Origin of the sequence: Streptomyces roseochromogenus subsp. oscitans DS 12.976, from assembly GCF_000497445.1 — a bacterium.
GTDB classification, from domain to species: Bacteria; Actinomycetota; Actinomycetes; order Streptomycetales; family Streptomycetaceae; genus Streptomyces; species Streptomyces oscitans.
Genome location: NZ_CM002285.1, coordinates 867034 through 892473 on the forward strand (window position 1 = coordinate 867034; position 25440 = coordinate 892473).

Sequence of the window (25440 nt, forward strand, 5' to 3'; positions counted from 1 at the left end):
CCCGGCCTCGGCCCGCGGCCCGGCCTCGACACGGTGGGCGTCGCCGCCGCGAACGCGCGCTGCCGGGTGGCCCTCGCCTGGCGAGCGGAGGGTCCCATGGTCCCGGCGGCACGGGAGCTTCTGGGACGGTTGCGGGTGGGGATGGGCGGGGGTGGGTGAGCGCCGTGGAAGGTCGGGCCGTTGCCGGGTGCGACTCTCTCGTGGCTGGTCGCTCCCCCAAGTTCTCGGCTTCGCTCGAAACAGGGGGAACCCCATCGCGGCGGAGCCGCGTATCGATACAGCCCCGCGCCCCTGGGGGGTTGCAGCCGCCTCTGCTGGCAATCGAAACCCCAGGCTGAAGAGTCAAGCCTGCCGTACCGCCGCGTGGAAGCCGGTGTTCACCGCGGTGAGGCCGCCGTCGATCACCAGGGTCGTGCCGGTGATCCAGGCCGCGTCGCGGGAGGCCAGGAAGGCGACCGCGGCGGCGATGTCCTCGGGCTCGCCGACCCGGCCGAGTGGGTAGAGACGGCGGATCGCCTCGAGTTCCTCCTCGCGCCCCTCCCACGCCGAGGTGCGGACCGTGCCCGCCACCACGAGGTTCACCCGCACGCCCCGGTCCGCCGCATGGCCGGCGAGGGTGCGGGTCAGCGAGCCGAGGCCGGCCTTGGCGGCGCTGTAGACACCTCAGGCACTCAACGTGTCAAGCAGCTGCGGCGAGAGCGGTTGGAAAGGCCGTGTGTTCCTCGAACAGCGTGTGGTGCTGGAGGCAGTAGTAGAGCTGTCCGAGCATGCGATTGAAAAGGTTGCGCTGTGCGGCGGCGTGCCAGTCTCCGTGGTCGTCGCGGCGGCGTCGGTAGTGGGCCTTGGCGCCGGGCGAGGCCGTGATGGAGGCGAAGGCCCAGAGGTAGCCGGCGTGGTTGAGCCGGTCGTTCTTCACCCACCGCCGGGTGATGCTCGACTTCTTGCCGGAGGCCCTGGTGATGGGCGAGGCGCCGGCGTATGCCTTCAGACCGCGGGCGTCCGCGAAGCGGGCCTTGTCGTCTCCGATCTCGGCGAGCACCCGGGCGCCGAGCTGGACGCCGAGGCCGGGGAAGCTGAGGATGATCTCAGCGTCCGGGTGCTGAGGGAAAGCCTCTTCAACCGCCTCAGCGAGGTCGTCGGCGGCGGTGCAGGCGGCCTCCAACTGGACCAGGAGGGCGAGCATCTGCTTGCCCAGCGCGTCCTCGACCAGCGGCGGCTGGTGAGCGTAGTCGTCGCGGAAGACGCCACGGAGCCGCTCAGCTTCGGCCGTGATGCCCCGCTTGCGGCGGGCCCGCTTGAGAGCGGCCTCCAGCTGCGTGCGGGTCAGCCGCGCGGCCCGGGTCGGCGTCGGGGCCGCCTTCAGAAGCTCCCGGGCCTCCGGCCGGCACAGACCGTTACGCCAGGGCTCGAAGGCATCCAGGGCAGCCGGGTAGTACTCCCGCAGCAGCGAGCGGAGCTGGTTGGACAGCTGCTGCCGGTTCCAGAGAGAGTCCTGCTGAGCACGGGCGAGGACAGCGATTGCCCGGCCGAGGTCGCTGTCGTTGGGCAGCGGCCGGTGAGCGTGCATGTCGGTGCGCAGGATGTTCGCGAGCACCAGGGCGTCGCCGGGGTCGGACTTCTTGCGCGAGACCGAGTGCCGGTCGCGGTAGCGGGCGGCAGCCATCGGATTGATCGCGAACACCTGCCGCTTGCCGGTCCGCAGCACCGCGACCAGCAGGCCGCGGGAGGTTTCGATCGCGACCGGGATCGGGTTCTCCTCGCTGTCGCCGAACTCGACAAGCAGATCCAGCAGGATCTTGTAACCCGCGGCGTCGTCGGTGATGTGCCGCTTGGCCAGTAACTGGCCGCTGCCGTCGACCAGGGCGACGTCGTGTGTCCGCTCGGCCCAGTCGATACCGCAGTAGATCAAGATGATCCTCCCCATCGTGCAGTCTGTGCAGGTCACGAGCTCATGCGGAACCACGCGGCGACCTAATCCCAGGACTCGGCCCTATGGCCGGTCCGCCACCTCAGTAGCCGTTCGTGGCACCAGCTCGTCCCACGGGCCTCGGTCTATGCGGGAGCTCAGACGGCTCGGGCTTCACAAGAGGTCACCGCGCGACGGGCTCGCACCACCAACACCAACGAGTGATCTAGGTAGGGGTGTTGACGCCCGACGGACCTGGGTGGCGCCGATCTAACTGTAGGCATCGTGGCCGGGCGACCTTGAGGCATACGCCCAGGTCCGACGAACATCAACATCCGCGCCGCGGTGACAGCCGGCAAGGCGCTGAACACCGCGCGGTCTACAGCGAGGCGTAAAGGCCCGGCGTGATTCAGGCGTCCGCTCGGCACCCGCCAGGCCGTCACCACAAGCCGCAGGGCTATCCGCCGCTCTCTTCTGAGACACCGAGTGTCCGGCTGAGTACAGGCATGACAGCCCTGCTGTTCGAACAGTTCAGGCACTCCAGCACTGGCCCGTTCCGTCCTTACAGGGGGATTAGGCGTGGTTGCCGAAGTCCTGCAGCCCGTTGACGGAGCCGATGCTGACGATCGCGCCGCGGCCGGAGGTGGCGAGGTGGGGCAGGGCGGCGCGGCAGCAGCGGTAGGCGCCGGTGAGGGTGACGTCGAGGTCCAGGGCCCATGCCTCGTCGTGGTCGTCCTCGAACAGCGGGGCGTCCGGGGAGCAGTGGGCGGCGCAGTTCACCAGGACGTCGAGCAAGCCGAACGCGGCGACGGCGTGGGCGACGGCCGCCTCCACCGAGGTGCGGTCCGCGATGTCGCACACCAACGCCTGGGCACCAAGGCCGTGTTGGCGCAGTGCGGCCGCGGTCCGCTCGGCCTCGGGCAGGTCCCGGTCGGTGACCAGGACCCGGCCGCCCTCCTCGGCGAACCTGCGGGCGACGGCCGCGCCGATTCCGCGGGCCGCGCCCGTGACGAGAACTCCGTGTCCTGCGAAGCGGATGTGATCGGTCATGGGGCGACCGTACGGCCCGGCGGGCACCGTTTCACCGGTGTCCCGTGACGTCCGCTCACCGGTATCCGGTGACGTCGGCCGGCTTGCCCGCGTCCTGCACCTCGACCAGGTACCGCCAGGCGTCGGGCCGGCTGCCGTCGAGGTCGGTGAAGCCGTACACCTGGGCGAGGCCGCCGCTGGAGAGGGACTGTCCGTTGAAGCGCGCGACGTCGGGGTCGGCGGCCAGGGCGGCGACGGCGCGGCCGGCATAGCGCGGGGTCTCGGAGATAGCGAAGTGCGGTGCGCGGGCGAGGGCGTCGCGCCAGTTGTCCTCATGGACGCCGTACTCGTCGAGCATCAGCTCCGAGCGCAGCCAGCCCGGGGTCAGGGCGAGCGCGGTGGCGCCGCGTGGGCCGAGTTCATGGCCGAGGGCGAAGGCCATGCGCAGTACGGACGCCTTGGCGAGGTCGTAGAAGTAGTTCACGCGGTAGGTGTCGCGGTTGTAGTCGGCGGTGCCGTCGGTCATCTCCACGACCAGGCCGCCCGGGTGGCGCAGCAGGAGGGGCAGGGCGAAGTGGCTGGTGATCGCGTGGGTCTCGACCGCAAGCCGGAGGAGTCTGAGCCCGTTGTCGAGGTCGTGCTCCCACACGGTCGTGTTCCACTCGAAGAGTTTCTCGCCGCCCCAGATGTCGTTCACGAGGACGTCGAGGCGGCCCTGTTCGTCGGCGACGCGGTCCACCAGGGCCCGTACGGCGGACCTGTCCAGGTGGTCGACGGCGACGGCGATGCCGTGCCCGCCGGCCGCGGTGACGAGGTCGGCGGTGTCCTCGATGGTCTCGGGGCGGTCGTACTCCGAACGGCGCTCGCGGGTGCTTCGGCCGGTGACGTAGACGGTGGCGCCGGCCGCGCCGAGTTCCACGGCGATGCCACGTCCGGCACCCCGGGTCGCGCCCGCGACCAGCGCCACCCTGTCCTGCAGCGGTCCTGACATGTCCGGCCTCCCGTGCTCTGCGACTGCTGTCGCCGTCCACTGTCGCGGGAAAGCCGGACATCCCCTGTCGGTATTACCGGCGCGTTCTCAGTGGCCGCGCCTGATCCACTCCTCCAGGTGAGGTGCCTCGGCGCCGATGGTGGTGGAGTCGCCGTGGCCGGTGAGGACCTTGGTCTCCGGCGGGAGGGTGAGGAGCTTTTCGCGGATGGATTCGATGATCGTCGGGAAGTGGGAGTAGGAGCGTCCGGTGGCGCCCGGGCCGCCGTGGAAGAGGGTGTCCCCGGTGAAGACGGCGCCGAGCCCGCGGTCGTAGAGGCAGACGGCGCCGGGGGCGTGACCCGGGGTGTGGAGCACGGTCAGGTCGGTGCCGGCCGCCTCGATGACCTGGCCGTCCAGGAGATGCCGGTCGGGGTCGCGGTCCGGGTGGGTCATCTTCCACAGCGGGAGGTCGTCGGGGTGCAGCCAGATGGTGGCGCCGGTGCGGGCGGCGAGTTCCGGTGCGGCGTTGACGTGGTCGTTGTGGGCGTGTGTGCACACGATGGCGGTCAGTTCCCGGTCGTCGACCGCGGCAATGATGGCGTCGGCGTCGTGGGCGGCGTCGATGACGATCACCTTCCGCTCGTCGCCGACGATCCACACGTTGTTCTCGACGTCCCAGGTGCCGCCGTCGAGGGTGAACTGCCCGGAGGTGACAAGGCGTTCGATGCGCACGGTCATCAGAGCACCACCACCGAGCGCAGCACGTCGCCGTGGTGCATCCGCTCGAACGCCTTCTCCACCTCGTCCAGTCGGACGGTCTCGGTGACGAAAGCGTCGAGCGGCAGCCGGCCCTGCAGATGCAGGTCGATCAGCATGGGGAAGTCACGGGAGGGCAGACAGTCGCCGTACCAGCTGGACTTCAGGGCGCCGCCGCGGCCGAAGACGTCCAGCAGGGGCAGTTCCAGCTTCATCTCGGGGGTGGGGACGCCGACGAGGACGACGGTGCCGGCGAGGTCGCGGGCGTAGAAAGCCTGCTCGTACGTCTCCGGGCGGCCGACGGCCTCGATGACGACGTCGGCGCCGAAGCCACCGGTCAGCTCGCGGATCGCCGCGACCGGATCGGTCGCCTTGGAGTTGACGGTGTGGGTGGCGCCCAGGGTGCGGGCCTGGTCCAGCTTGCGGTCGTCGATGTCCACGGCGATGATCTTCGCCGCGCCCGCGAGGTTCGCCCCGGCGATGGCGGCGTCGCCGACGCCGCCGCACCCGATGACCGCGACGCAGTCGCCGCGTCCGACGCCGCCTGTGTTGATCGCCGCGCCGATTCCGGCCATGACGCCGCAGCCCAGCAGGCCGGCGACCGCCGGGGAGACGGCCGGGTCGACCTTGGTGCACTGGCCGGCGGCGACGAGTGTCTTCTCGGCGAAAGCGCCGATGCCGAGGGCCGGGGACAGCTCGGTGCCATCGGTGAGAGTCATCTTCTGCTTCGCGTTGTGCGTGTTGAAGCAGTACCAGGGCCGGCCCCGCAGACAGGCCCGGCAGTTCCCGCACACGGCACGCCAGTTGAGGATCACGGAGTCGCCGGGTGCCACATCGGTGACGCCCTCGCCGACCGACTCCACGACGCCGGCGGCCTCGTGGCCGAGGAGGAAGGGGAAGTCGTCCGAGATACCGCCCTGTTTGTAGTGCAGGTCGGTGTGGCAGACGCCGCAGGCCTGGACACGCACCACGGCCTCACCGGGCCCCGGATCCGGCACCACGATCGTCTCGACCCGTACGGGCTCGTCCTTCCCCGGTGCGATCACGCCGCGTACTTCCTGCGCCATGGGCTGGCCCCTTCCTCGTTTGCCTTCCCTGCCGACCCTACGCGCGACCGATCGGTAGCGGGACGGACCACGGCGGGGAGAGTGGATCTTTCCGGCCGCCGGGCGAGCGTGCTTCTTCGTAAGGAAAAGCCTCCCCCCGGTAAGAAATTGACCGAATAACGTCATTCTATGATGGAAATGTTTTTGCTGCGTGCATGAGTCTGCCTGGTGTGGGTATCGGCCCGGGCATGCCTCAATGGGGACATGCCCATCGAAGGCTGCAATGGACGTACCGCATTCCTGTTCTCGGCCGGTGCCGCACCGCACCCCGGAACAGGCCGTGAACTCCGGGACGCCTTCCCGGTGTTCGCCGACGCGCTGGACGCCATCTGCGCGCGGCTCGATCCGTATCTCGAACTGCCGTTGGCATGCGTGATGTTCGCGGACGACGGCACGCGTACGGCCGCGCTGCTGGACCGTGAGTCGTACGGCGGGCCGGCGGTTTTCGCGCTCCAGGTGGCGCAGTACCGGCTGCTGCGCAGCTGGGGGGTGCGGCCGGACGCGGTGTTCGGGCAGGCGGCCGGGCGGATGGCCGCCGCGTATGCCGCGGGCGTGTTCTCCCTGGCCGAGGCCTGCCACGCGGTCGGCACCCTGGCCCGCCTGCTGGACGGCCTCCCGGCTCCCCGGCGGCCGCACTCCCCCCGCCTCGACGGCGTCCTCGACGCCTACGGCCGTACCCTCGCCACCCTCCACCCGTGCGTGCCGCACCTGCCCCTCGTCTCCGATGTCACCGCCCGCCCGGTGGGCACCGAGACCGCCGAGCCGGAGTTCTGGGTGCGGCGCGCACCGGCGCGCTTCGCCGAGGCGGTCGGCCTGCTGCATCGCGAAGGGATCCGGACCTGGCTGGAACTGGGCCCCTCGGACCGGCTCACCCGGCTGCTGCCGGACTGCCTCCCGGGCGCTACGGCCTCGGCTTTCGCGCTGTCCCGCGACTGGGCGGAGCTATGGTCGGGGCCGGGCAGCGAGCCCGGGACCGCACCGCGCTGAGGGGCGCGCGTGCCCGAGCCGATGGGGCCGGCCGTCTGCGCTTGCCGTGGCCGCCGGGCCGGGGGAGCCTCGAAGGGTGGGGTGTCCGTGCGGTCAGCGCCCCGCCGGGCCGCGGGCGCCCCAAGGAGGTCACCATGGGCAGCGCGACAGGTTCCGTCTTCGACACCGAGACACTGCGCCGGGGCATAGAAGGGAACACCGGGAACACCCTTCTGTCGCTCTACGCCGACGACGCCGAGATCCGCATCGTCGACCACAACAGCCAGCCCAGCCACCCCACCGTGCTGCACGGCCGGAGTGAGATCGCCGTGTTGCTGGACGACATCTACCGCCGCGACATGACACACAAGCTGGGCCAGTGCGTCATCCAGGGTGATCACGCCGCGTTCACCGAGTCCTGCCAGTACGGGGACGGCACCCGGGTCCTCGCCGAGTCGATGGTCACGTTGCGGGACGGCAAGATAGCCGACCAGTTGATCATCCAGGCCTGGGACGAGTAGGCACACCCCGGTATGACGGGCGCCGGAAGGAGATGCGCGAGGGTCCAGGTCACCTCCCGGCTGACCTGGACCTTCTCGGCCCGGGCGAGCCTGGGGCGGCTGCCGAGGGCCCGCCCTCGACGACCGGCACCGGCTTCCGCCGCGGGTCTGCCGGTGTCCGCGGCCCTGCTTCGGTCGGCGCTGAGAGCAGCGCGCCTTCGCCCGCGTCCTGCGCTGCCGCGTGCGCTGCGAAGGCGGCATGGCCGGTGTCGGTGAGCACAGCGCCGGGGGCGTACGCGCGCTCGGTTACGCTGTGCGCGGCCCGTGACTGGCGCTGAGGTGGGGTACCACCGGGTGGGGTCCCCCCGCGAGCGAAGCCAAGCGTGGGGGAGGTCCGTGGTGGCTGCCGCGCGCCTGGGCGAGTGAGTCGATCCAGCCCAGGAGGGTGCAGCATGCCCCAGGCCCGTCTCATGGACGGCACCGCCGTCGCCCGCCGTATCGTCGAGGACGCCGCGGCGAAGGCCGGCGACCTCACCGCGCGGACCGGCACCGCCCCCTGTCTCGCGACCGTCCTGGTCGGCGAGGACCCGGCGTCCGTGACCTACGTCCGTATGCAGCAGAACCGGTGCCGCAAGGCCGGTGTCGAGTCCCGGCACGTGGCCCTGCCCGCCACCACGACCACCGAGGAACTCATCGGCGCCCTGCGGGAGTTGTCGGCCGACCCGGCCGTGCACGGCATCCTGCTCCAGCACCCGGTCGGCGACCACATCGACGTGGGGGTGCCCCCGCGCGAGCGAAGTCGAGCGCGGGGGAGGGCCGCGTTCGAGGCGATCGCGCCGGCGAAGGACGTCGACGGCGTCACCTTCGCCTCCTTCGCCACGATGAGCTTCGGCCTGCCCGGCTTCGTCTCCTGCACGCCCGGCGGCATCCTGCGGCTGCTGGACGAGTACGGTGTCGACCCGGCCGGGAAGCGGGCCGTGGTCGTGGGCCGCAGCGCGATCCTCGGCAAGCCGGTGGGCATGCCGGCCGCGGCTGATCCGCGGGCAGGACATCAAGCCCGGCGCGGTCGTGATCGACGGGGGCTACAACCCGGGGAACGCCGGTGACGTCGACTTCGGCTCCGCCGTGGAGCGCGCCTCGCTGATCACTCCGGTGCCGGGGGGTGTCGGGCCCATGACGATCGCCACGCTCCTGGAGCAGACCGTCGCGGCCGCCGCCCGGCAGCTCGGCGCATAAGCATGGATCAGAGACATCAGGAGCTTCCGGGCCGTACGGCGGCGGGCCTGCTGGTGGTGTCCGCCGCCGCGTAGCGGAGCCAAGGGTCAGGTCCGGGACCACTTCTGGTTGGCGCCGCCGTTGCAGCTCCACAGCACCAGCGACGTGCCGTTGCCCGTGGCGGCGTTGTACGCGTCCAGGCACAGGCCCGCGTGTACGTTGGTGATGCTGCCGTCCGCGTGGAGCGTCCACTTCTGGTTGTCCTGGCCGTTGCAGTCCCAGATCACCACCTTGGTGCCGTTGGTGGTGCCGAGGTTGTAGGCGTCGAGGCACTTGTCGCCGTAGACGACGAGTTCCTTGCGGGAGGTGTACGTCCAGGCCTGGTTGGCGCCGCCGTTGCAGTCCCACAGCTCGGCCTGGGTGCCGTTGGTGATGGTGTTGTCGTAGATGTCGGCGCACCGGCCGGACTGGGCGCCGACGAGGAGGGTGCCGTCGGTGCCGGGTAGCGGATGCACGGTGATGCGGCCCAGGGCCGGACCGCCGGTGAACGTGAGCGAGTTGGCGCTTCCCTTGGTGAGGTGCACCTGGACCGAGACCGTGCCCTGGCCGGCGCCGGTGGGCGGGAAGGACACCGTCGTCGCGGTCTGGCCGTTGACCTGCAGGGTGCCCGTGACGGCGGTGGAGGCGGTGTTGGTGTAGGCGATGTCGACCATGTGCACGCCGGTGCTCGCCGCGGTCACGCCGGTGTACGTGCCGGTGGAGGTGGCGCTGTAGTCGCTGCTCGCCGCCTCGGTGCCGCTGACCTTGAGCAGTACCGAGCCGCCCGCGGGGACGCTGGTGGTGTAACTCGTGGCGTAGGAACCCACGTTCTTCTGCGCCCACAGGTCCCGTACGGTCGCCGGGGCATCGGTCAGGCCGAGGTCCGGCCAGCGGACGGTGATGTTCTGCGCGGCCGAGGTGCGGTTGAGGAGGACGACGGCCCGGTTGCCGGTGCCGGACAGGACCTTGCCGTAGACCTGGAGTCCGCTGGTGTCCTCGGCGACCTTGACGCCCTGCAGCCCGCGCGGGTCCTGGTCGACGGCGACCACGTCGGAGTTCTTCAGAAGGGCGGCCGTCTCACCGGTCATCGTGGTGAGGTCGTTGCCCGCCAGCAGAGGGGCGCCGGAGATCGCCCAGAGGGCCATGTGGGTGCGGTTCTGCGCGGCGGTGAAGCCGGACATGCCGACCATCAGCATGTCGGGATCGTTGTAGTAACCGGTGTGCTGGGCGGCCGGATGCAGGGCCTGGTCGAAGTTGGACAGCATGCTGGACTGCGAGGGCGTGTTGCCGTAGTAGACGATGTCCGTGCTGGTGCGCCACATCGGGGCGAGGCCGGGCGCCCAGTTCCAGGGGTTCTGCTTGCCCCAGTTGCAGACGGAGAGGGCGAGCGGGCGGCCGGTGGTCGCGGTGGCCTTGGCGACGGCCGAGCTGATCGCCTTGTACGTCGTCGCCGGGTCCAGGCCCTCGGCGTCGCCGCCGCACCAGTCGACCTTGACGAAGTCGAAACCCCACCGGGAGAACTGCAGCATGTCCTGGTCGTAGTGGCCCTCGCTGCCGGTGTTCGGGGCGGCCGGCCTGGTGGTCGGGTAGTAGTAGCCGCAGCCGTTCTTGCCGGCGTCGGTGTAGATGCCGGCCTTCAGGCCCTTGCTGTGGATGTAGTCGGCGATGGCGCTCATGCCGCCGGGCCACTGGCCGGTGTCGACGGTGATGTCGCCGGCGCTGTCGCGGGTGCCCTGCCACCAGCCCTCGTCGATGTTGACGTACTGGTATCCGGCGTCAGGGAGGCCGGCCGCGACGAACGCGTCCGTCTGCCGCTTGATGACGTCGTAGTCGATCGACGAGGCGAAGCTGTTCCAGGAGGCCCAGCCCATCGGCGCAGCGGGCACCGCAATCTGACGGTCCGTTACAGCGAATGCCGGGCCCGGCTGGGCGAAGACCAGGGCGGCGGCCACGGTCAGGGCCAGGACGAGCGCGCGTACAGCGGTGGTTCTGCAGCGTCGCACGAAGCCTTCGGCGATCGGACGGGGTGGGGGATACATCGGCGCCTCCGCGTGCGGACGGAATCCACGCTGATCGATGGATTCATGAATTCATGGACCATTGATCGATATATCGAACTTGGATCGGTGATCCGAACATGTTGCGCGCCGACCGTAGAGCCGCCCGAGGGTGAAGTCAACGACTGCGACAGGCGTGAACCCACCATCGCGGCCGGGCCTTTGGGCCCGTTCGGGGCCGATCACGGCCATACTGAGCGTCGTGCGCGTTGCGATCATGGCGGCGGGATCCCGGGGCGATGTGGCCCCCTACACCGGCCTCGGACACCGGCTCGTCCGGTCCGGGCACGAGGTCACCCTGGTCACCCACGCCCGCTTCGAGCCGCTGGTGGCGGGCTCCGGCGTACGGTTCCACTCCTTGCCGGTCGATCCACGGGCGGAGCTGGAGTCGCCGCGCGGCCGGGGCCTGCACCGCAGCGCCAGCGAGGCCGGGAAGCTGCTGCGCCTGGCGGACCTGGCGCGCCGGATCGTCGGGCGGATGACCGAGGACCTGATCACGGCGGGCCGGGACAGCGAGATCCTGCTGCTGTCCGCCTCGCTGGCCCCGCTCGGCCACGCCATCGCGGAGGGGCTACGGCTGCCGAGCATGGGCGTGTTTCTCCAACCCCTCGCCGGTACACGGGAGTTCGCGCCCCCAGTGCTCGGCGGCGGCTCCTGGGGACCGGCGGTGAACCGGCTGGCCGGGCACGGCGTGTGCCTCGCCACGGAGCACATCTTCACGGGCGCCCTGCCCGGGGTGCGCAGGCGGCTCGGACTGCCCCCTGTGCGGGCCGGTGCCGCGCGGCGGGCGCGGGAACGGCGGCGCTGGCCGGTGCACCACGGCTTCAGCCCGCTGGTGGTACCCCGGCCCCGGGACTGGCGGCCGGGACTGTCGGTGAGCGGCTACTGGTGGCCGTACGACACGGAGGCCCAACTGCCCGATCGGATCCGGGAGTTCCTCGACACCGGTCCGGCGCCGGTCTTCGTCGGGCTGGGCAGCGCCACCGTGCCGGACGCCGGCCGGCTCAGCGCCCAGGTGGTGGCGGCGCTGCGGCGAGCCGGGCTGCGCGGGGTGATCCAGCGCGGCTGGGGCGGGCTCGCGGCCGCCGGTGACGACATGCTGACCGTCGACGAGGTGCCGCATGCGCTGCTGTTCCCGCACATGGCCGCCGTGGTCCACCACGCGGGTGCGGGGACGACCGCGGCGGGGCTGCGCGCCGGGGTACCGGCCGTGCCGGTGCCGGTCCAGTTCGACGCGGGCTTCTGGTCCGCCCGGCTGGTCGCGCTGGGGGTCGCCCCGGGCGTCGTACCGCTGCGCCGCCTCACCGCGGACGCCCTGGCCTCGGCCCTGGTACGGGCCACCCGTGAGCCGGGGTACCGGGAGCGGGCGCGCGTCCTGGGCGTCCGCATCCGCACCGAGGACGGCGCGGCCCCGGTACTGGCGGCCCTGGAACGGCTCGGCGGCTGACGCGGCTGCCGCAGTCGGCTCTCAGGCGTCAGCCGTTGGTGAGCACCATCCGGAAGCGGGCCTGGCCCGCGAGCATCTTCTGGTAGGCCTCGTCCGCACGGTCCAGGGGCACGGTCTCGGTCATCGGCCTGATGCCGTGCAGGGCGCTGAAGGCCATGGTGTCCTCTACGTCCTGGGAGGTGCCGGACGGGTGGCCGCGGACGACGCGGGCGGCCATGAGCAGCTGGGCCGGGTTGATGCCCATCGGTGCGGTGTCCGCTCCGATGACCACCAGCTCGCCCCGGGGCGCCAGTCCGTCCACGGTGGCCGTGATCGCCTCGGAGTTCCCGGCGGTGGCCAGGACGGCCTTGGCGCCGCCGAGGGACTGCAGCGCCTCGGCGACCGGCGTGCCGGAGGTGCTGTCGACGTAATGGTGAGCGCCCAGCTGCTTGGCGAAATCGGCCTTCTCCGCACCCCGGGCGATCCCCACGGTCTCGAAGCCCATCGCGACGGCGTACTGCACCCCGAGATGTCCCAGACCGCCGAGGCCGAGCACGGCGACCAGGTCCCCCGGCTGGGCCGAGCTGCGCCGCAGCCCGTTGAACGTGGTCACGCCCGCGCAGGCCATCGGTCCCGCGTCGGCCGCCGACAGGCCGTCCGGGATCCGGGCCAGCGCGTCGGCGGGCGCGATCACCTTCTCACCGAAGCCCCCGTCGTAGGCCCACCCCGGGACCTTCAGGTTCGCGCACACGATGAAGTCGCCCCGCCGGCACGGCTCGCAGTGCCCGCAGCTGCCGCCGAACCAGCCGACCGCCACCCGGTCACCGACCTTCCAGCCCCGTGACCACACGTCATGACCCAGCTCCTCGATGTGCCCGGCTATCTCGTGCCCAGGCACCTCGGGGAACGACACGCCAGGCAGTGCGCCGCTCACGAAGAGGGCGTCGCTGTGGCAGACCCCGCACGCCTCCACGGCGATCCGCACCTGGCCGGGCCCGGGCTGCGGCACCTCTCGCTCGACCAGCTCGAACGTGCCGTTCGGGGCGGTCACCTGCGCGACTCGATACGTACTCATCTGGCTCTCCTGCGTCTGCCGGTGTTGTCTCCAGGGCTCCGGAGCACGGGTACGACGCCCCCGCACCAGCAGACCAGCTCCGGGCCGATCTCGCGCGCCGAGCCGCACACCCGCACGCTGACCTGCGCCGACGGACTTCGCCGGGCACCCCTGTCACGCGGTGGCAGGGCGCCAGCCCGCCGGCCGGAGCATCCCCAGCAGCAGCCGCACCAACTCGTCCACCACCTCGTCCAGCGTGGCGTCCACCCAGCCGGCGCTCCAGTCGTGCAGCAGGCCGTTGACGCTGCCGACGAAGGCCGTCGCCGCGACCCGGTAGTCACGGGGCGCCGCCTCCGCGCGCGCCACGGCCGCGTCCGCCTCGGCCCGGATGAGGTCGATCCAGCGGGCCCGGCGGGCCAGGCGCTGCTCCTCCAGGCGGGGGCTGACGCCGACGATCTCCACGAAGGTGATCCGGGTACGACGCGGATCGCAGGTGACGTCACGGGCGTAGGCGCGGAAGAGCACGGCTGCACGCTCGGCCAGCGGCAGGCCTTCCGCCGTGGCCAGGGCGTCCAGCACCGCCTGCTCGGCCCAGCCGTTGACCTCCAGGTGCAGCGCGGCGAGGACGTCCTCCAGGGTGCGGAACTCCTCGTAGAACTGGCGGGTGGACAGACCGGCGGCCTGGCTCAGCGCGGCGACGGTCGTGCCGCGGTAGCCGGGTGTGCCGCCGAACAGGTCCAGGGCCGCGTCCAGGAAGCGCCGGCGCCGCTCGGCCTGCCGGTCCTCGGCCGTACGGCCGCCATAGCGGCCCTTCGGCGCCTTGAGCCTGCCCGCCACGCTTTCCCCCTCCGTCGCCCCACCGACTCCCATTCTTGTCGTGCACACATCTTGTCGAGTAGCCCGCCCCGTCCTTACTTTTCAGTAAGTTCACTGTGAATGCGCCCGTGTTCAGATTCCCCCGAGGAAAGAGAGCAGTCATGCCTGCCTCCAGAACCAGGCACCTTTGCTCCGTGGCCGCCGCCCTCGCCCTGACCGTCGCCGGCCCGGCGACCGCCGCCTCCGCCGCGAGCGGCTCCGCCGGCGGCCTGCGCGAGGTGCTGTTCGTCGGCAACAACTGGGACGGCACCGCCGATGTCGTCAAGTCCTCCGGCGACTTCGCGAAGGTCGGCCGGATCAACATCGTCCCCGACAAGGCGCAGCGGCTCGCGGAGATCAACGCCGACCCGATCAAGTGGATCTACTACACGTCCATCCGCAACGAGGTCGGCCAGGGACACGACCAGTACGTGGACGACATGTACTCCACGCCGGACGGGAAGTCCGTGGTCGTCTCCCGGCCCAGCTTCGCCGACGTCGTCTCCATCGACCTGGCCACCGACAAGGTCAACTGGCGCTTCCCGGTGGCCGGTCACCGGGCCGACCACATGGCGGTCTCGCCCGACGGCACCCGGGTCGCGGTCTCGGCGTCGACCGCGAACAAGGTGCAGGTGCTGGACATCAACACCGGTGACGAACTGGGTGAGTTCGACACCGGCGACAAGCCGCACGAGAACTTCTTCACCCAGGGGGGCAAGTACATCTGGAACATGTCCATCGGCGAGGTGACCACCTCCCTCGACGACCCCGCCTGGGACTGGACCAAGGGCGACCGGCACATCACGATCGTCGACGCGAACACGTTCAAGCAGGTCAGGACCATCGACATGCGGCAGCGGCTGGACGCGATCGGGCTGAAGGACTTCTCCGACGCGGTCCGGCCCGCCGCTTTCACACCCGACTGGTCCAAGCTCTACTTCCAGGTGTCGTTCTTCAACGGCTTCCTGGAGTACGACGTGGCCACGGACAAGATCACCCGGGTGAAGACGCTGCCGGGGAACCCGGCGACCAACCCGGACCGCACCACCTGGCTGCTGGATTCGCGCCACCACGGCATCTCGATGAACCCCGAGGGCACCAAGCTGTGCGTCGCCGGGACGATGGACAACTACGCGACCGTGGTCGACCGTGCTTCTTTCGATGTCGGTCCGCTCGTCCCCGCGTCGACGCCGTACTGGGCGACCGTGAGCGGCGACGGCAAGGACTGCATCATCTCCGAGGCCGGCGCCGACCAGATCACGGCCATCGACTTCGCCACCGGCCAGAAGGTGCTGTCCGTGCCGGTCGGCGACCATCCGCAGCGCGTCCGGCTGGGGCATGTCCAGGCCGACTGGACCGGCCCGGGCGGGAGTTGAGCGCCGGCGGCCTCCGGGGGGACCCCACTCTCCCCGGGGGCCGTACGGCTTGGACTCAGAAGGCCCAGAAGACACAGAAGACACAGAAGGCACAGAAGGCACAGAAGGCTGAGCGCTCTCGGAACTCTCAGAAGTGCGCCGTCGCCCACGCGGCCAGCTCGGACCTGGCCGCGTTCAGCAGGTCCGCCGAGGGTGAAGCGGCCCCGTTGGTCACCAGCGCGTAGTGCAGGGCGCCGGAGTCGGTGTCGGTGAGCAGCAGCCGGCGGCTCCCGGTGCCGCCCGGTTCGGGGGCTACGGCGACCGGGGTGGACGTGGTGTAGGCGGGCGGGCCGTAGACCGTGCCCAGGTCGGAGACGACGGTGGTCGCCGCGGTGGGGAAGGACGCCGGCAGGTGCAGTTCGGTGGGTGCGGTGCCGTCGCCGGAGCGCCACACCAGCAGCCCGTACTGGCCGGAGCCCACGAGCTTCGCCACGTCGGGCAGGGAACCCGGCACCGGGTTCCAGGTGAGGGTCGTGGAGCCGTCACGGGAGCGGTCCTCGTAGGTGAAGGCGAGGGCCCTGCCGGCGGTGGCGCTCGGGTAGAGGCGGTCGAGCAGCCGGGCGTCCTGGCGCAGGGTGACGTTCCCGGAGCCGTCCAGGTCCACGGCGGAGAGGTCCTCGTCGTTCCAGGCGTCGCCGGAGGTGAGTACCTTGTCGGGGTTGTCGTTCATCAGCTCGTGGTGCCGGCCGTTGTAGAGGTCCCACTGCCACTGCGTGCCGGAGAGCACCGGTCCTGAGGCGGACGGGTTCGACCACCAACTGGCGCCCGGCAGGCTGGAGTCGAGGGCCTGGTACATGGCCTTCAGGATGGTCGGCGCCTTGTCGGAGACCGCGCCGGACAGCGGGTGGCCGAACTCGCTGACCACGGCAGCAGTGCCGGCCGAGGCGGCGCGGTCGCGGACGGTGACGAAGTCGGCGGCGTACTGGCCGTCGGCGGCCTTGCCCCACATCAGGATGCCGGAGATGGCCTTCTGGTCGTAGAAGTGGGTGTTGAAGACATAGCGCGGGCCCAGGGTGCCCGCGTCCAGCAGGCCGCCCTCCTGTTTCTGGGTGGAGATATTGGCGTTCCAGAAGAGGTTGGGCTCCACGAAGGCGGGCTTGTCCTGCCAGCCGGCGGCGTCCATGCGGGCGCGGAACTTCGCGTAGAACGGCCAGAGCAGGTCCTTCTCCCAGGTGCGGGAGGTCTGCCCGGAGTCGTAACTGCCCGCGTAGGGCTCGTTGTACGGGTCGAAACCGGCGATCTTCGCGAACTCTTCCCCGCTCAGGTGCTGTTGGAGGTAGGTCATGGCCGCCTGGGCGGTGGCGAGGAAAGCATCCTGGAGGCCGTAGGTGTTGTGCCAGAAGTCGTACTGGGCCTTCTGCACGGCCGCGTTCTGGGTGATGTTCTGACCCCAGAAGAGGCAGATACCGCATGACTCGGCCGGGTAACTCCCGGCGTCGACCGCCCACTTGGGGGCGCCGTCGCCCGTGTACCAGCTGCCGTTGTTGAAGAGGTGGCGGGAGTACAGGTCCTGGTGGAAGTCGGGGAAGACGCGGATGCCCGCGTCCAGGAAGGCGCGCATCTGCTCGGTGACGGCGGCCAGATAGCCGGTGTCCACCTGGCCGCGCACGGGTTCGGCGTGCGCCCAGGAGAGCAGGAAGCGGACCGTGTTCGCGCCGCCGAGGGCGCGCAGCGCGGTCGCCGACTTCCGGGCGTCGGCGACCGAGGCGAAGGGCAGCCCGCCGTTCTCCTCCAGCTTGGTCTCCCCGGAGACGTTGTAGCCGCGCAGGACGATCTCGCGCCCTTGGCCGTCGGTGAAGCGGCCGGCCTGCACAATGAGCGGGGCGCCGTCGAACCAGAGGGAATCGGAAGGCGAGGCGGGGGTGACGGCGGTGGCGGGCGGGAGGCCCGCCACCGTCAGGAATCCGCTGAGGATGACCAGAACAACCAGCACACGCACCCGGAAATTCGGCATGCCCACAACAATCCGGCGGGCTCCAGAAAGCGTCAATACCACCTGACTCAGAAGTAAGTTGACTCTCAGTCAGCTCAGCCGGTCCGCTCCCCCACCCTGCGCATCACATTCAGCAGGTACTCCTTCCGGTTCAGCGGGTTGTGGTCGGTGCGCGGCCGCTGCGGGACCGTGCCGCGTGTGACCGGCGCGTAGTGGTCGAAGGCGGTCTCCAGTTCCCCCTCGCCTCGGGTGAGCCCGGGCAGCCGCTGTTCCAGCTCGTGCACCCGCGCGGCCGGCACCGTGCCCTCCAGCACACAGGCCGCGCCGAGTGCGCCGGTGGTCTCCGGTACGGCGCCCAGCCGGGCGAGCACCGGGAGCAGCGCGCCGAGGGTGTCCGCCGGGCCCTCCAGGCGGAAGCGGTGCAGGGGCTCGTGCACGAGAGTGCCGGCCCGGCGCAGCGCCTCGGTCAGGACCAGCGGGGTCAGGCCCCGGAAGTCGTAGCCGGTGCTCGACATGCTCTTGTCGAAGCCCTGATGGGCGTGGCTCTGCCGGGGCGAGTAGCCGGAGTGGGTCATGGTGACCGCGCAGTCGGGGACCTGCCAGCCGTGCAGTCCCTGGCCGAGCGTCTCGCGGACGGTGTCCTCCACGGCCTTGAAGAAGGCGTACGGCATCGAGCCCAGCTCCACCTCCAGCCGGAACTCGACGCCCGAGCCGGGCGGGGCGGGTTCGACGCGCAGGCCGACGGTGGCCAGAAAGGGGTTCGGCTCCTTCTTGTTGAACTCCACCGCGTGCCCGGTGCCGACCGGCCGCTCGATGCACAGGGTCGTCGTCTCGCGGAAGGCGACGTCCAGGCCGTACTCCTCGGCGAGTGTCGCCTGGACGACCTCCTTCTGCACCTCGCCGTAGAGGGACACCGAGGTCTCCCCGCGCGGCTCGTCGTGCCGGACACCGATGAGCGGGTCCTGCTCGGCGAGCTGGGTGAGCGCGAGGTGCAGCGAGCGCCGGTCCGTGCCGGGGCCGGGGACGACGACGGTCTCCAGGGTGGGCGGCGCGAAGTGATGCCCGTACGCCGCCGCGGGCCGCCCGAGCGCATCCCCGATCCGGATCCCCCCGAGCCCCCACACCTTGACGATCCGCCCGGCCGCGGCATTGTCCCGCCGCACGTCGGTGGCGCCCTCGAACACACTGAGCCCGGTGACCCGCCCCTCCGGGCGACACCGTCCACCGACACCGCCCGACGGACCGTCGGCACCGGGGCCCTCCGGGCGAGCACCGAGGACCTGCCCCTCCCCACGGCCATCGGCAGCAGGCGCCGCGGCACGGCCGTTGCGTGCGGGGCCCCGCGCCGGGTCGTCGGCGCCCCGTCCCTGCGTCCGACCGCCCCCATGACCGTCGGTCACCGAGCCCGCCCCCCGGACCTCGGACCCCTGGCCTTCCGCACGGCCCTCGGCCTCGGCACCCTCCCCGCCGCCGACCCCGAACGGCACCCGGTCGCGCACCCGCAGCGTTCCGGAGAAGATCCGGGCATAGGCCACCTTCTCCCCCGCCGGGCCGCGTTCGACCTTGAAGACCGTGGCCGACAGCGGGGCGGCCGGGTCGCCGTCGGCGGTGGGGAGCAGCCGTTCGATCCCTGTGATCAGGTCGGGCACGCCCGCTCCGGTGAGGGCGGAGCCGAAGTACACGGGATGGACCAGCGCGCGCCGGGTCTGGGTGGCCAGGGCGGCGTGCAGCCGGGTGTCTCCGACACCGCCGTCGAGGTACGCGGCGATCAGGTCGTCGTCATGGTCGGCGAGCACGTCCAGCGCGGCCGGGGCGAGGCCGGGCACGAAACCGGCGGCCCGCGTGCCGAGTGCGGTGGGGCACCCCATGGGGGCGAGCGGTACGGCCAGCCTGCGGGTCATCTGGTCCAGCACGGCGGAGCCGTTCGCGCCGCGTCGGTCGATCTTGTTGACGAAGATCAGGGTGGGGATGCGCAGCCGGCGCAGGGTGCGCATCAGCACGCGCGTCTGTGCCTGGACGCCCTCGACGGCCGAGACCACCAGCACGGCGCCGTCGAGCACGCCGAGCACCCGCTCGACCTCGGCGATGAAGTCGGGGTGACCGGGGGTGTCGATGAGGTTGACGGTGACGCCGGCGAGCGGGAATGACACGACGGCGGACTTGATGGTGATGCCGCGCCGCCGCTCCAGCGCGAGCGTGTCGGTGGTGGTGCTGCCGGCGTCGACGCTGCCGACCTCGTCGATCACTCCGACGGTGTGCAGCAGCCGTTCGGTCAGGCTGGTCTTACCGGCGTCGACATGGGCGAGAATTCCGAGATTGAGCAGATGCACTGAGCGTGATGTCCTTCGGCACGGGGTGGATTCCTTCCTGGGCGGACATGCACGCAGCGCGCATCGCTGGTCCTCTCTGTGTGACGGCGGCCACCGCGCAGTGCAGCAGACAGCGGCGGCGAGCGGCAATGGATTAACGCTCAACAAAACCCCTCGCACAGCGCTCGCCGCGACCAGAGCACGGTCGTAGGGTGACGTACATCACGCCACATGACGTATTTCGGCACCTTTGATGGCTGACTTCCCTCTCCCGCATGGTCTGGAGGGCCTATGACCCGCATCTCGGTGAATGTGGACGGCACGACATACGAGGACGACGTGGAACCCCGTCTTCTCCTGGCCCACTACCTCCGCGACCGCCTCGGCCTCACCGGCACCCCCATCGGCTGCGACACCTCCAACTGCGGGACGTGCACGGTCGACCTGGACGGGGTGACCGTGAAGAGCTGCTCGGTGCTCGCCGTCCAGGCGGACGGGTGCGCGGTGACGACGGTCCAGGGGCTCGCGCGGGACGGCGAGTGGACGGCGCTGCAGCGCGCGTTCCACGAGCAGCACGGCCTGCAGTGCGGCTACTGCACCCCCGGCATGATCATGGCGGCCCGGGATCTGCTCCGCGAGAACCCGCACCCCGGCCCGGACGAGGTCCGGCAGGCCCTGGAGGGCAACCTCTGCCGCTGCACCGGCTACCAGAACATCGTCCGCGCGGTGCTCGCCGCGTCCGGACAGCACGACACCTCCGGTCACCAGGTCGGCGAGGAGGTCCCGGCATGACCGACCAGGCCGTCGCACCCGAGGTCGGGCGGCGCCGGCTGCGCAAGGAGGACGCCCGGCTGATCACCGGCCAGACCAACTGGACCGACAACATCCAGGTGGCCGGGCTGCTGCACCTGGCGGTCCTGCGCAGTCCGATGGCGCACGCCCGCATCACCCGCGTCGACGTCTCCCCCGCCCTCGAACGCCCCGGTGTCATCGCGGCGTTCAGCGGCGCCGACCTGGCCGAGGGGCTGGGTTCGCTGCCCTGCGCCTGGCCGGTGACCGAGGACATCGTGCTGCCCGAGCATCCGCCGATCGCCGTGGACGAGGTGCGCTACGCGGGCGACCCGGTGGCGGTCGTGGTGGCCCGCGACCGGTACGCGGCCGCCGACGCCCTGGAGGCGATCGAGGTCGACTACGACCCGCTGCCCCCGGTCCTCGATCTGGAGACCGCGCTGGCGCCGGACGCCCCGCTGGTCCACGCCGGCAAGGGCACCAACCGCTGCTACACCTGGCCGCTCTCCACCGGCGAGAGCTTCGAGGCGGTGCGGGACCGCGCCGAGGTGATACTGAAGCGCCGCTACCACCAGCAGCGCCTGATCCCCAACGCGATGGAGCCCCGCGCGGTCGTCGTCACCCCGCTCGCCGCCTCCGGCGAGTACACGGTCTACTCGGCGACCCAGATCCCGCACATCCTGCGCATCATGCTCGCGGGGGTCACCGGCATCCCCGAGCACAAGCTGCGCGTGATCGCCCCGGACGTGGGCGGTGGCTTCGGCTCCAAGCTGCAGGTGTACGGCGAGGAGGCCCTCGCCCTCACGGTCGCCCGCAGGCTCGGCCGGCCGGTGAAGTGGACCGAGTCCCGCTCCGAGGGCGCGCTCGCCACCCACCACGGCCGCGGCATGATCCAGGACGTCGAGATCGCCGCCACCCGCGAGGGCCGGCTGCTCGGCCTCAAGGTCGACCTCCTCGCCGACATGGGCGCCTACCTGATGCTCGTCACGCCGGGCATCCCCATCCTGGGCGCCTTCATGTACCCGGCGATCTACAAGATGGACGCCTACGAATTCCATTGCACCGGAGTCTTCACCACCCGCACACCAACCGACGCCTACCGCGGCGCCGGACGCCCCGAGGCGACCTTCGCCATCGAGCGGATCATGGACGAGCTGGCGGGCGAACTGGGCCTGGATCCGGTCGAGTTGCGGCGCCGCAACTGGATCCGGCACGAGGAGTTCCCGTACACCACGATCGCCGGACTGACCTACGACAGCGGCGACTACGAGGCGGCGACCGACAAGGCCCTCGCCCTGTTCGGCTACGACGACCTGCGCGCCGAGCAGCGGGAGCGGGCCAAGCGCGGTGACCCCGTACGGCTCGGCATCGGCGTGTCGACGTACACCGAGATGTGCGGGCTCGCACCGAGCAGGGTGCTGCGCGACCTGCGGTACTCGGCCGGCGGCTGGGAGGCGGCGAGCATCCGTATGCTGCCCACCGGCAAGGTCGAAGTCGTCACCGGCACCAGTCCGCACGGCCAGGGCCACGAGACCTGCTGGAGCCAGATCGCGGCGGACGTGCTCGGCGTGCCCTTCGAGGACGTCGAGGTGGTGCACGGCGACACCCGGGCGGCCCCGCAGGGCATGGACACCTACGGCTCGCGGTCGCTGGCCGTCGGCGGCGAGGCCGTGCACCGGGCCGCGCGGACGGTCGTCGAGAAGGCCCGGAAGGTCGCCGCGCACCTGCTGGAGGCGAGCGAGCAGGACCTGGAGTTCAGCGGCGGCGTGTTCTCCGTGAAGGGCTCTCCGGAAGCCCGCAAGACCATCCAGGAGATCGCCTTCGAGACGTTCACCAACCACGACCTGCCCGACGGCGTCGAGCCCACCATCAACGCCGAGCACGTCGTGGACCCGGAGAACTTCTCCTACCCGCACGGCACCCACCTGTGCGCGGTCGAGGTCGACACCGAGACCGGGCACACCCGCATCAGGTCGTACGTCTGCGTCGACGACGTCGGCCGGGCCGTCAACCCGATGATCGTCGAGGGTCAGGTGCACGGCGGACTCGCGCAGGGCATCGCCCAGGCGCTGTACGAGGAGGCCGTGTACGACGATGACGGCAACCTCGTCACCGGCACCCTGGCCGACTACCTCGTGCCGTCGGCGGCCGACCTGCCGGACTTCGTGACCGACCGGACCGAGACCCCGGCGGCCTCGAACGCGCTGGGTGCCAAGGGCGTGGGCGAGGCGGGGACGATCGCGTCGACACCCGCCGTGGTCAACGCCGTCGTGGACGCCCTCAGGCCGCTCGGCGTGCACGACGTGCGGATGCCCTGCACACCCGAACGCGTGTGGCGAGCGGTGAAGGAGGCGTCGGCATGATTCCCCCGGCATTCGAGTACGCCCGTCCGCAGAGCGTGGACGAGGCGGTGCGCGTGCTCGCCGACGCCGGCGACGAGGCGAAGGTGCTGGCCGGGGGGCAGAGCCTGCTGCCGCTGCTCAGGCTGCGACTGGCCTTCCCGGAACTGGTGGTCGACGTGGGCCGGATCCCGGAGCTGCGCGGGGTCCGCGAGGACGGCGACACGCTCGTCATCGGCGCGCTGACCACGCACCACGACGTGATCCGCGACCCGCTGGTGCGCCGGCACGCCGGTCTGCTGGCCGAGGCCACGGCGACGGTCGCCGATCCCGCCGTACGGCACCGGGGCACCCTCGGCGGATCGCTGGCGCACGCCGATCCGGCCGGGGACCTGCCCGCGGTGGTGCTGGCCCTGGACGCCGGACTCGTCGCCGCCGGACCGAACGGCCGCCGCACGATCCCGGCCCGGGAGTTCTTCGTCGACTACCTCCAGTCGGCGCTCGCACCCGACGAACTCCTCGTGGAGGTGCGGGTACCCAAGACCGACGGCTGGGGCTTCCGCTACGAGAAGTTCCACCGGGTCGCCCAGGCCTGGGCGATCGTCGGTGTCGCGGCGCTGGTCCGGCGCGACGACGGGCACATCGCCGAGGCGCGCATCGGGCTGACCAACATGGGCTCGACCCCGCTGCGGGCCTCGGCAGCCGAGGCAGCGCTGACCGGGGTCGGCGCCTCGGACGCCGTGGCCCGGGCCGCCGAGACCGCGGCCGAGGGCACCCGGCCGACGCGGGACGTGTCCGCCTCGCCGGAGTACCGGGAACACCTCGCGCGGGTCCTGACCCGGCGGGCGGTGCTGGCCGCGACCGGAATGGGGTGAGCGCCGATCATCACGATGGACGACCCGGAGCAGGTGCGGGCCCGCCTGGAGGAGACGGGGTACCTCGTCGACGAGGGGCTGGCCGTCACCTGCTTCCTGGCCCTGAGGCTGCACCGGCCGCTGTTCTGCGAGGGCGACGCGGGCGTGGGCAAGACCGCGCTCGCCTCCGCCCTCGCCGACGCGCTCGGCGCGCCGCTGATCCGGCTGCAGTGCCACGAGGGCATCGACGCCGCACAGGCCTTGTACGACTGGGACTTCCCTCGCCAGCTGCTGCATCTGCGCGCCGCCGAGGCGGCCGGGGTCACGGACGCGGACCGCCTGGAGAGCGAGCTGTACGACCGCCGCTTCCTCATCGCCCGGCCACTGCTGCAAGCCCTTCAGACACAGCCGGCGGTGCTGCTGGTCGACGAGATCGACCGGGCCGACGACGAGTTCGAGGCGTTCCTGCTGGAGCTGCTGTCCGAGTACTCCGTCACGATCCCGGAGCTGGGCACGCTGCGCGCCGAAGACCCGCCGGTCGTCGTCCTGACCTCGAACCGGACCCGGGAGGTGCACGACGCGCTGAAACGGCGCTGCCTCTACCACTGGTTCGACCATCCCTCCTTCGCGCGTGAACTGGCCATCGTGCGGCGCCGGTTGCCCGAGGTGTCGGCACGGCTGGCGGAGCAGGTGACGGCGCTGGTGCAGGCGCTGCGCGGCGCCGACCTGCTCAAACCGCCCGGTGTCGCCGAGACCCTGGACTGGGCCGAGGCCCTGGACGCGCTGGGCGCGAGCGAGGTGGACGCGGAGCTGGCGGTGGCGACGCTGGGCTCGGTCCTGAAGTACCGGGAGGACACGGACCGGGCCCGGGGGCTCGATCTCGCAGCGGTCCTCGCGGCCCGGGGCGGGTGAGGGCGGTGAGCGGGGCCGGAAGCAAGGCCGGGAGCAGGTCCGGGAGTGAGGCCGGGAGCGGCGCGAACCCTCCGCCGGAACCGGATGCCGCACGACTCGGGACCGGCAGTGAACGGGTGGGGACGGAGGCCGGAGCGCTGGGGGCGGATGCCGAGCGGGTGGGGGCGGGGGCCGGAGCGCTGGGGACGGATGTCGAGCGGGTGGGGGCGGAGGCCGGAGCGCTGGGGACGGATGCCGAGGCCGAGCGGCTCGGGGCGGATTCCGAACGGCTGGGGGAGGATGGCGAACGGCTCGGGACGGATGGCGAACGGCCGGGGGCTAGCGCCGAAGGGCCCGGGACGAACGCCGAACGGCTCGGGGCGGATCCCGAAAGGCTCGGGAGGGACGCCGAACGGCTCGGGGCGGATCCCGAAAGGCTCGGGACGGACGCTGAGCGGCTCGGGGCGGATCCCGAAAGGCCGGGGACGGATGGTGAACGGCCGGGGACTGACGCCGAAGGACCCGGGACGAACGCCGAACGGCTCAGGGCGGATACCGAACGGCCGGAAACGGATGGCGAACGGCCCGGGGCTGACGCCGTGCAGCTCGGGGCGGATGCGGTGCTGCTCGGTTTCGTGCGGGCGCTGCGGGCGGCGGGGGTCGATGCGAGCACCGAGCGGCTGTATGCGTTCCTGCGTGCCGTGGCCGCCCTGCGTCCGGAGGTGCGTGCGGACGTGTACGGGGCGGGGCGGGCGACGTTGTGCGGCGGGCACGACGATCTGGAGCGGTACGAGCGGGTGTTCGCCGCGTACTTCGGGCCCTCCCCCGAGGAGACCGCCCGCCCGGTGCGTGCCGCTCCCCCACCTCGGCTGCGGCTCGTCGCGCGGGAGGCGCCCGTGGGAGGGAGCACACCCGGCGAGGGCGAGCCGCCCGGACCGCCCGTCGCCGCGCTCGCCAGCTCGGCCGAGGTGCTGCGGCACCGCGACTTCGCCGCACTCGACACCGCCGAGCGGGCCCAACTGCACTCTCTG

Annotated in this window: 17 protein-coding genes and 4 pseudogenes; 10 read left to right on the forward strand and 11 right to left on the reverse strand. The window is 71.5% G+C overall.

Going from position 1 to position 25440, the window contains the following annotated elements:
- Positions 1-342: 342 nt before the first annotated feature.
- The 6 genes and pseudogenes from M878_RS46940 to M878_RS54050 form a co-directional block, all read right to left on the reverse strand.
- Positions 343-657 (reverse strand): annotated as a pseudogene (locus M878_RS46940) (SDR family oxidoreductase); the annotation flags it as partial.
- Positions 658-679: 22 nt separating this feature from the next.
- Positions 680-1924, reverse strand: a complete 1245-nt coding sequence (locus M878_RS54030; RefSeq protein WP_023544819.1) for an IS110 family RNA-guided transposase — start codon at positions 1922-1924, stop codon at positions 680-682.
- Positions 1925-2482: 558 nt separating this feature from the next.
- Positions 2483-2956, reverse strand: a pseudogene (locus tag M878_RS54035) (SDR family NAD(P)-dependent oxidoreductase); the annotation flags it as partial.
- A gap of 55 nt (positions 2957-3011) precedes the next feature.
- Positions 3012-3926 (reverse strand): SDR family oxidoreductase, encoded by a 915-nt coding sequence (locus M878_RS54040; protein WP_023544821.1) that lies wholly within the window; start codon positions 3924-3926, stop codon positions 3012-3014.
- Between the two features lie 87 nt (positions 3927-4013).
- On the reverse strand, positions 4014-4643 hold the full coding sequence (locus tag M878_RS54045; protein WP_023544822.1) for an MBL fold metallo-hydrolase: 630 nt from the start codon (positions 4641-4643) through the stop codon (positions 4014-4016).
- Entirely contained in the window at positions 4643-5728 is a 1086-nt protein-coding gene (locus M878_RS54050; RefSeq protein WP_023544823.1) for an S-(hydroxymethyl)mycothiol dehydrogenase, read from the reverse strand. Before M878_RS54050 ends, M878_RS54045 begins: the two co-directional genes overlap by 1 nt.
- 243 nt (positions 5729-5971) lie before the next feature.
- On the opposite strand from M878_RS54050, the gene M878_RS46945 reads away from it, so the two are divergent.
- The 3 genes and pseudogenes from M878_RS46945 to M878_RS54060 all read left to right on the forward strand — a co-directional run bounded on the left by M878_RS46945 (position 5972) and on the right by M878_RS54060 (position 8469).
- Entirely contained in the window at positions 5972-6754 is a 783-nt protein-coding gene (locus tag M878_RS46945) for an acyltransferase domain-containing protein (RefSeq protein WP_023544824.1), read from the forward strand.
- Positions 6755-6888: 134 nt separating this feature from the next.
- A complete protein-coding gene (locus M878_RS54055) occupies positions 6889-7254 on the forward strand; it encodes a nuclear transport factor 2 family protein (protein WP_023544825.1) in 366 nt (121 codons plus the stop codon).
- A gap of 431 nt (positions 7255-7685) precedes the next feature.
- A pseudogene (locus M878_RS54060) lies at positions 7686-8469 on the forward strand (bifunctional 5,10-methylenetetrahydrofolate dehydrogenase/5,10-methenyltetrahydrofolate cyclohydrolase).
- Positions 8470-8555: 86 nt separating this feature from the next.
- Here M878_RS54060 and M878_RS54065 read toward each other — a convergent pair.
- Positions 8556-10526, reverse strand: a complete 1971-nt coding sequence (locus M878_RS54065; protein WP_023544828.1) for a ricin-type beta-trefoil lectin domain protein — start codon at positions 10524-10526, stop codon at positions 8556-8558.
- 235 nt (positions 10527-10761) lie between these two features.
- On the opposite strand from M878_RS54065, the gene M878_RS54070 reads away from it, so the two are divergent.
- Complete coding sequence (locus tag M878_RS54070; protein WP_031224014.1) at positions 10762-11991, forward strand: glycosyltransferase; 1230 nt, start codon at positions 10762-10764, stop codon at positions 11989-11991.
- A 28-nt stretch (positions 11992-12019) separates the two neighbouring features.
- On the opposite strand, the gene M878_RS54075 is transcribed toward M878_RS54070, so the two are convergent.
- The gene (locus M878_RS54075) at positions 12020-13045 is read right to left on the reverse strand and encodes an alcohol dehydrogenase (RefSeq protein ID WP_023544830.1); all 1026 of its coding nucleotides are present in this window, start codon (positions 13043-13045) and stop codon (positions 12020-12022) included.
- A 153-nt stretch (positions 13046-13198) separates the two neighbouring features.
- On the reverse strand, positions 13199-13861 hold the full coding sequence (locus M878_RS54080; RefSeq protein ID WP_023544831.1) for a TetR/AcrR family transcriptional regulator: 663 nt from the start codon (positions 13859-13861) through the stop codon (positions 13199-13201).
- 140 nt (positions 13862-14001) lie between these two features.
- On the opposite strand from M878_RS54080, the gene M878_RS54085 reads away from it, so the two are divergent.
- Positions 14002-15255, forward strand: a complete 1254-nt coding sequence (locus M878_RS54085) for a YncE family protein (protein WP_031224016.1) — start codon at positions 14002-14004, stop codon at positions 15253-15255.
- Between the two features lie 127 nt (positions 15256-15382).
- Here the strand turns inward: M878_RS54085 and M878_RS54090 are convergent, their stop codons facing one another.
- Positions 15383-17248, reverse strand: a complete 1866-nt coding sequence (locus M878_RS54090; RefSeq protein ID WP_023544833.1) for a cellulase family glycosylhydrolase — start codon at positions 17246-17248, stop codon at positions 15383-15385.
- Between the two features lie 74 nt (positions 17249-17322).
- Positions 17323-19557 (reverse strand): elongation factor G, encoded by a 2235-nt coding sequence (locus tag M878_RS93585; RefSeq protein ID WP_023544834.1) that lies wholly within the window; start codon positions 19555-19557, stop codon positions 17323-17325.
- 270 nt (positions 19558-19827) lie between these two features.
- On the opposite strand from M878_RS93585, the gene M878_RS54100 reads away from it, so the two are divergent.
- The 5 genes and pseudogenes from M878_RS54100 to M878_RS97280 form a co-directional block, all read left to right on the forward strand.
- Entirely contained in the window at positions 19828-20328 is a 501-nt protein-coding gene (locus tag M878_RS54100) for a (2Fe-2S)-binding protein (RefSeq protein ID WP_023544835.1), read from the forward strand.
- Positions 20325-22688, forward strand: a complete 2364-nt coding sequence (locus tag M878_RS54105; RefSeq protein WP_023544836.1) for a xanthine dehydrogenase family protein molybdopterin-binding subunit — start codon at positions 20325-20327, stop codon at positions 22686-22688. The genes M878_RS54100 and M878_RS54105 overlap by 4 nt, the downstream gene beginning before the upstream one ends.
- A complete protein-coding gene (locus tag M878_RS54110) occupies positions 22685-23539 on the forward strand; it encodes an FAD binding domain-containing protein (protein WP_023544837.1) in 855 nt (284 codons plus the stop codon). Before M878_RS54105 ends, M878_RS54110 begins: the two co-directional genes overlap by 4 nt.
- Before the next feature lie 15 nt (positions 23540-23554).
- Positions 23555-24430: an AAA family ATPase gene (locus tag M878_RS54115; protein ID WP_023544838.1), complete on the forward strand. Its 876-nt coding sequence runs from the start codon at positions 23555-23557 to the stop codon at positions 24428-24430.
- A gap of 578 nt (positions 24431-25008) precedes the next feature.
- Positions 25009-25440 (forward strand): annotated as a pseudogene (locus M878_RS97280) (hypothetical protein); the annotation flags it as partial.

Excerpts from the sequence above, each read along its gene's own strand:
- M878_RS54115 (WP_023544838.1), top strand. The coding sequence starts at position 23,555 with ATGGACGACCCGGAGCAGGTGCGGGCCCGCCTGGAGGAGACGGGGTAC.
- M878_RS54100 (WP_023544835.1), top strand. The coding sequence starts at position 19,828 with ATGACCCGCATCTCGGTGAATGTGGACGGCACGACATACGAGGACGAC.
- M878_RS54045 (WP_023544822.1), bottom strand. The coding sequence starts at position 4,643 with ATGACCGTGCGCATCGAACGCCTTGTCACCTCCGGGCAGTTCACCCTC.
- M878_RS54065 (WP_023544828.1), bottom strand. The coding sequence starts at position 10,526 with ATGTATCCCCCACCCCGTCCGATCGCCGAAGGCTTCGTGCGACGCTGC.
- M878_RS54055 (WP_023544825.1), top strand. The coding sequence starts at position 6,889 with ATGGGCAGCGCGACAGGTTCCGTCTTCGACACCGAGACACTGCGCCGG.
- M878_RS54105 (WP_023544836.1), top strand. The coding sequence starts at position 20,325 with ATGACCGACCAGGCCGTCGCACCCGAGGTCGGGCGGCGCCGGCTGCGC.
- M878_RS54040 (WP_023544821.1), bottom strand. The coding sequence starts at position 3,926 with ATGTCAGGACCGCTGCAGGACAGGGTGGCGCTGGTCGCGGGCGCGACC.
- M878_RS54085 (WP_031224016.1), top strand. The coding sequence starts at position 14,002 with ATGCCTGCCTCCAGAACCAGGCACCTTTGCTCCGTGGCCGCCGCCCTC.
- M878_RS54030 (WP_023544819.1), bottom strand. The coding sequence starts at position 1,924 with ATGGGGAGGATCATCTTGATCTACTGCGGTATCGACTGGGCCGAGCGG.
- M878_RS54070 (WP_031224014.1), top strand. The coding sequence starts at position 10,762 with ATGGCGGCGGGATCCCGGGGCGATGTGGCCCCCTACACCGGCCTCGGA.
- M878_RS54050 (WP_023544823.1), bottom strand. The coding sequence starts at position 5,728 with ATGGCGCAGGAAGTACGCGGCGTGATCGCACCGGGGAAGGACGAGCCC.
- M878_RS54075 (WP_023544830.1), bottom strand. The coding sequence starts at position 13,045 with ATGAGTACGTATCGAGTCGCGCAGGTGACCGCCCCGAACGGCACGTTC.
- M878_RS54090 (WP_023544833.1), bottom strand. The coding sequence starts at position 17,248 with ATGCCGAATTTCCGGGTGCGTGTGCTGGTTGTTCTGGTCATCCTCAGC.
- M878_RS54110 (WP_023544837.1), top strand. The coding sequence starts at position 22,685 with ATGATTCCCCCGGCATTCGAGTACGCCCGTCCGCAGAGCGTGGACGAG.
- M878_RS46945 (WP_023544824.1), top strand. The coding sequence starts at position 5,972 with ATGCCCATCGAAGGCTGCAATGGACGTACCGCATTCCTGTTCTCGGCC.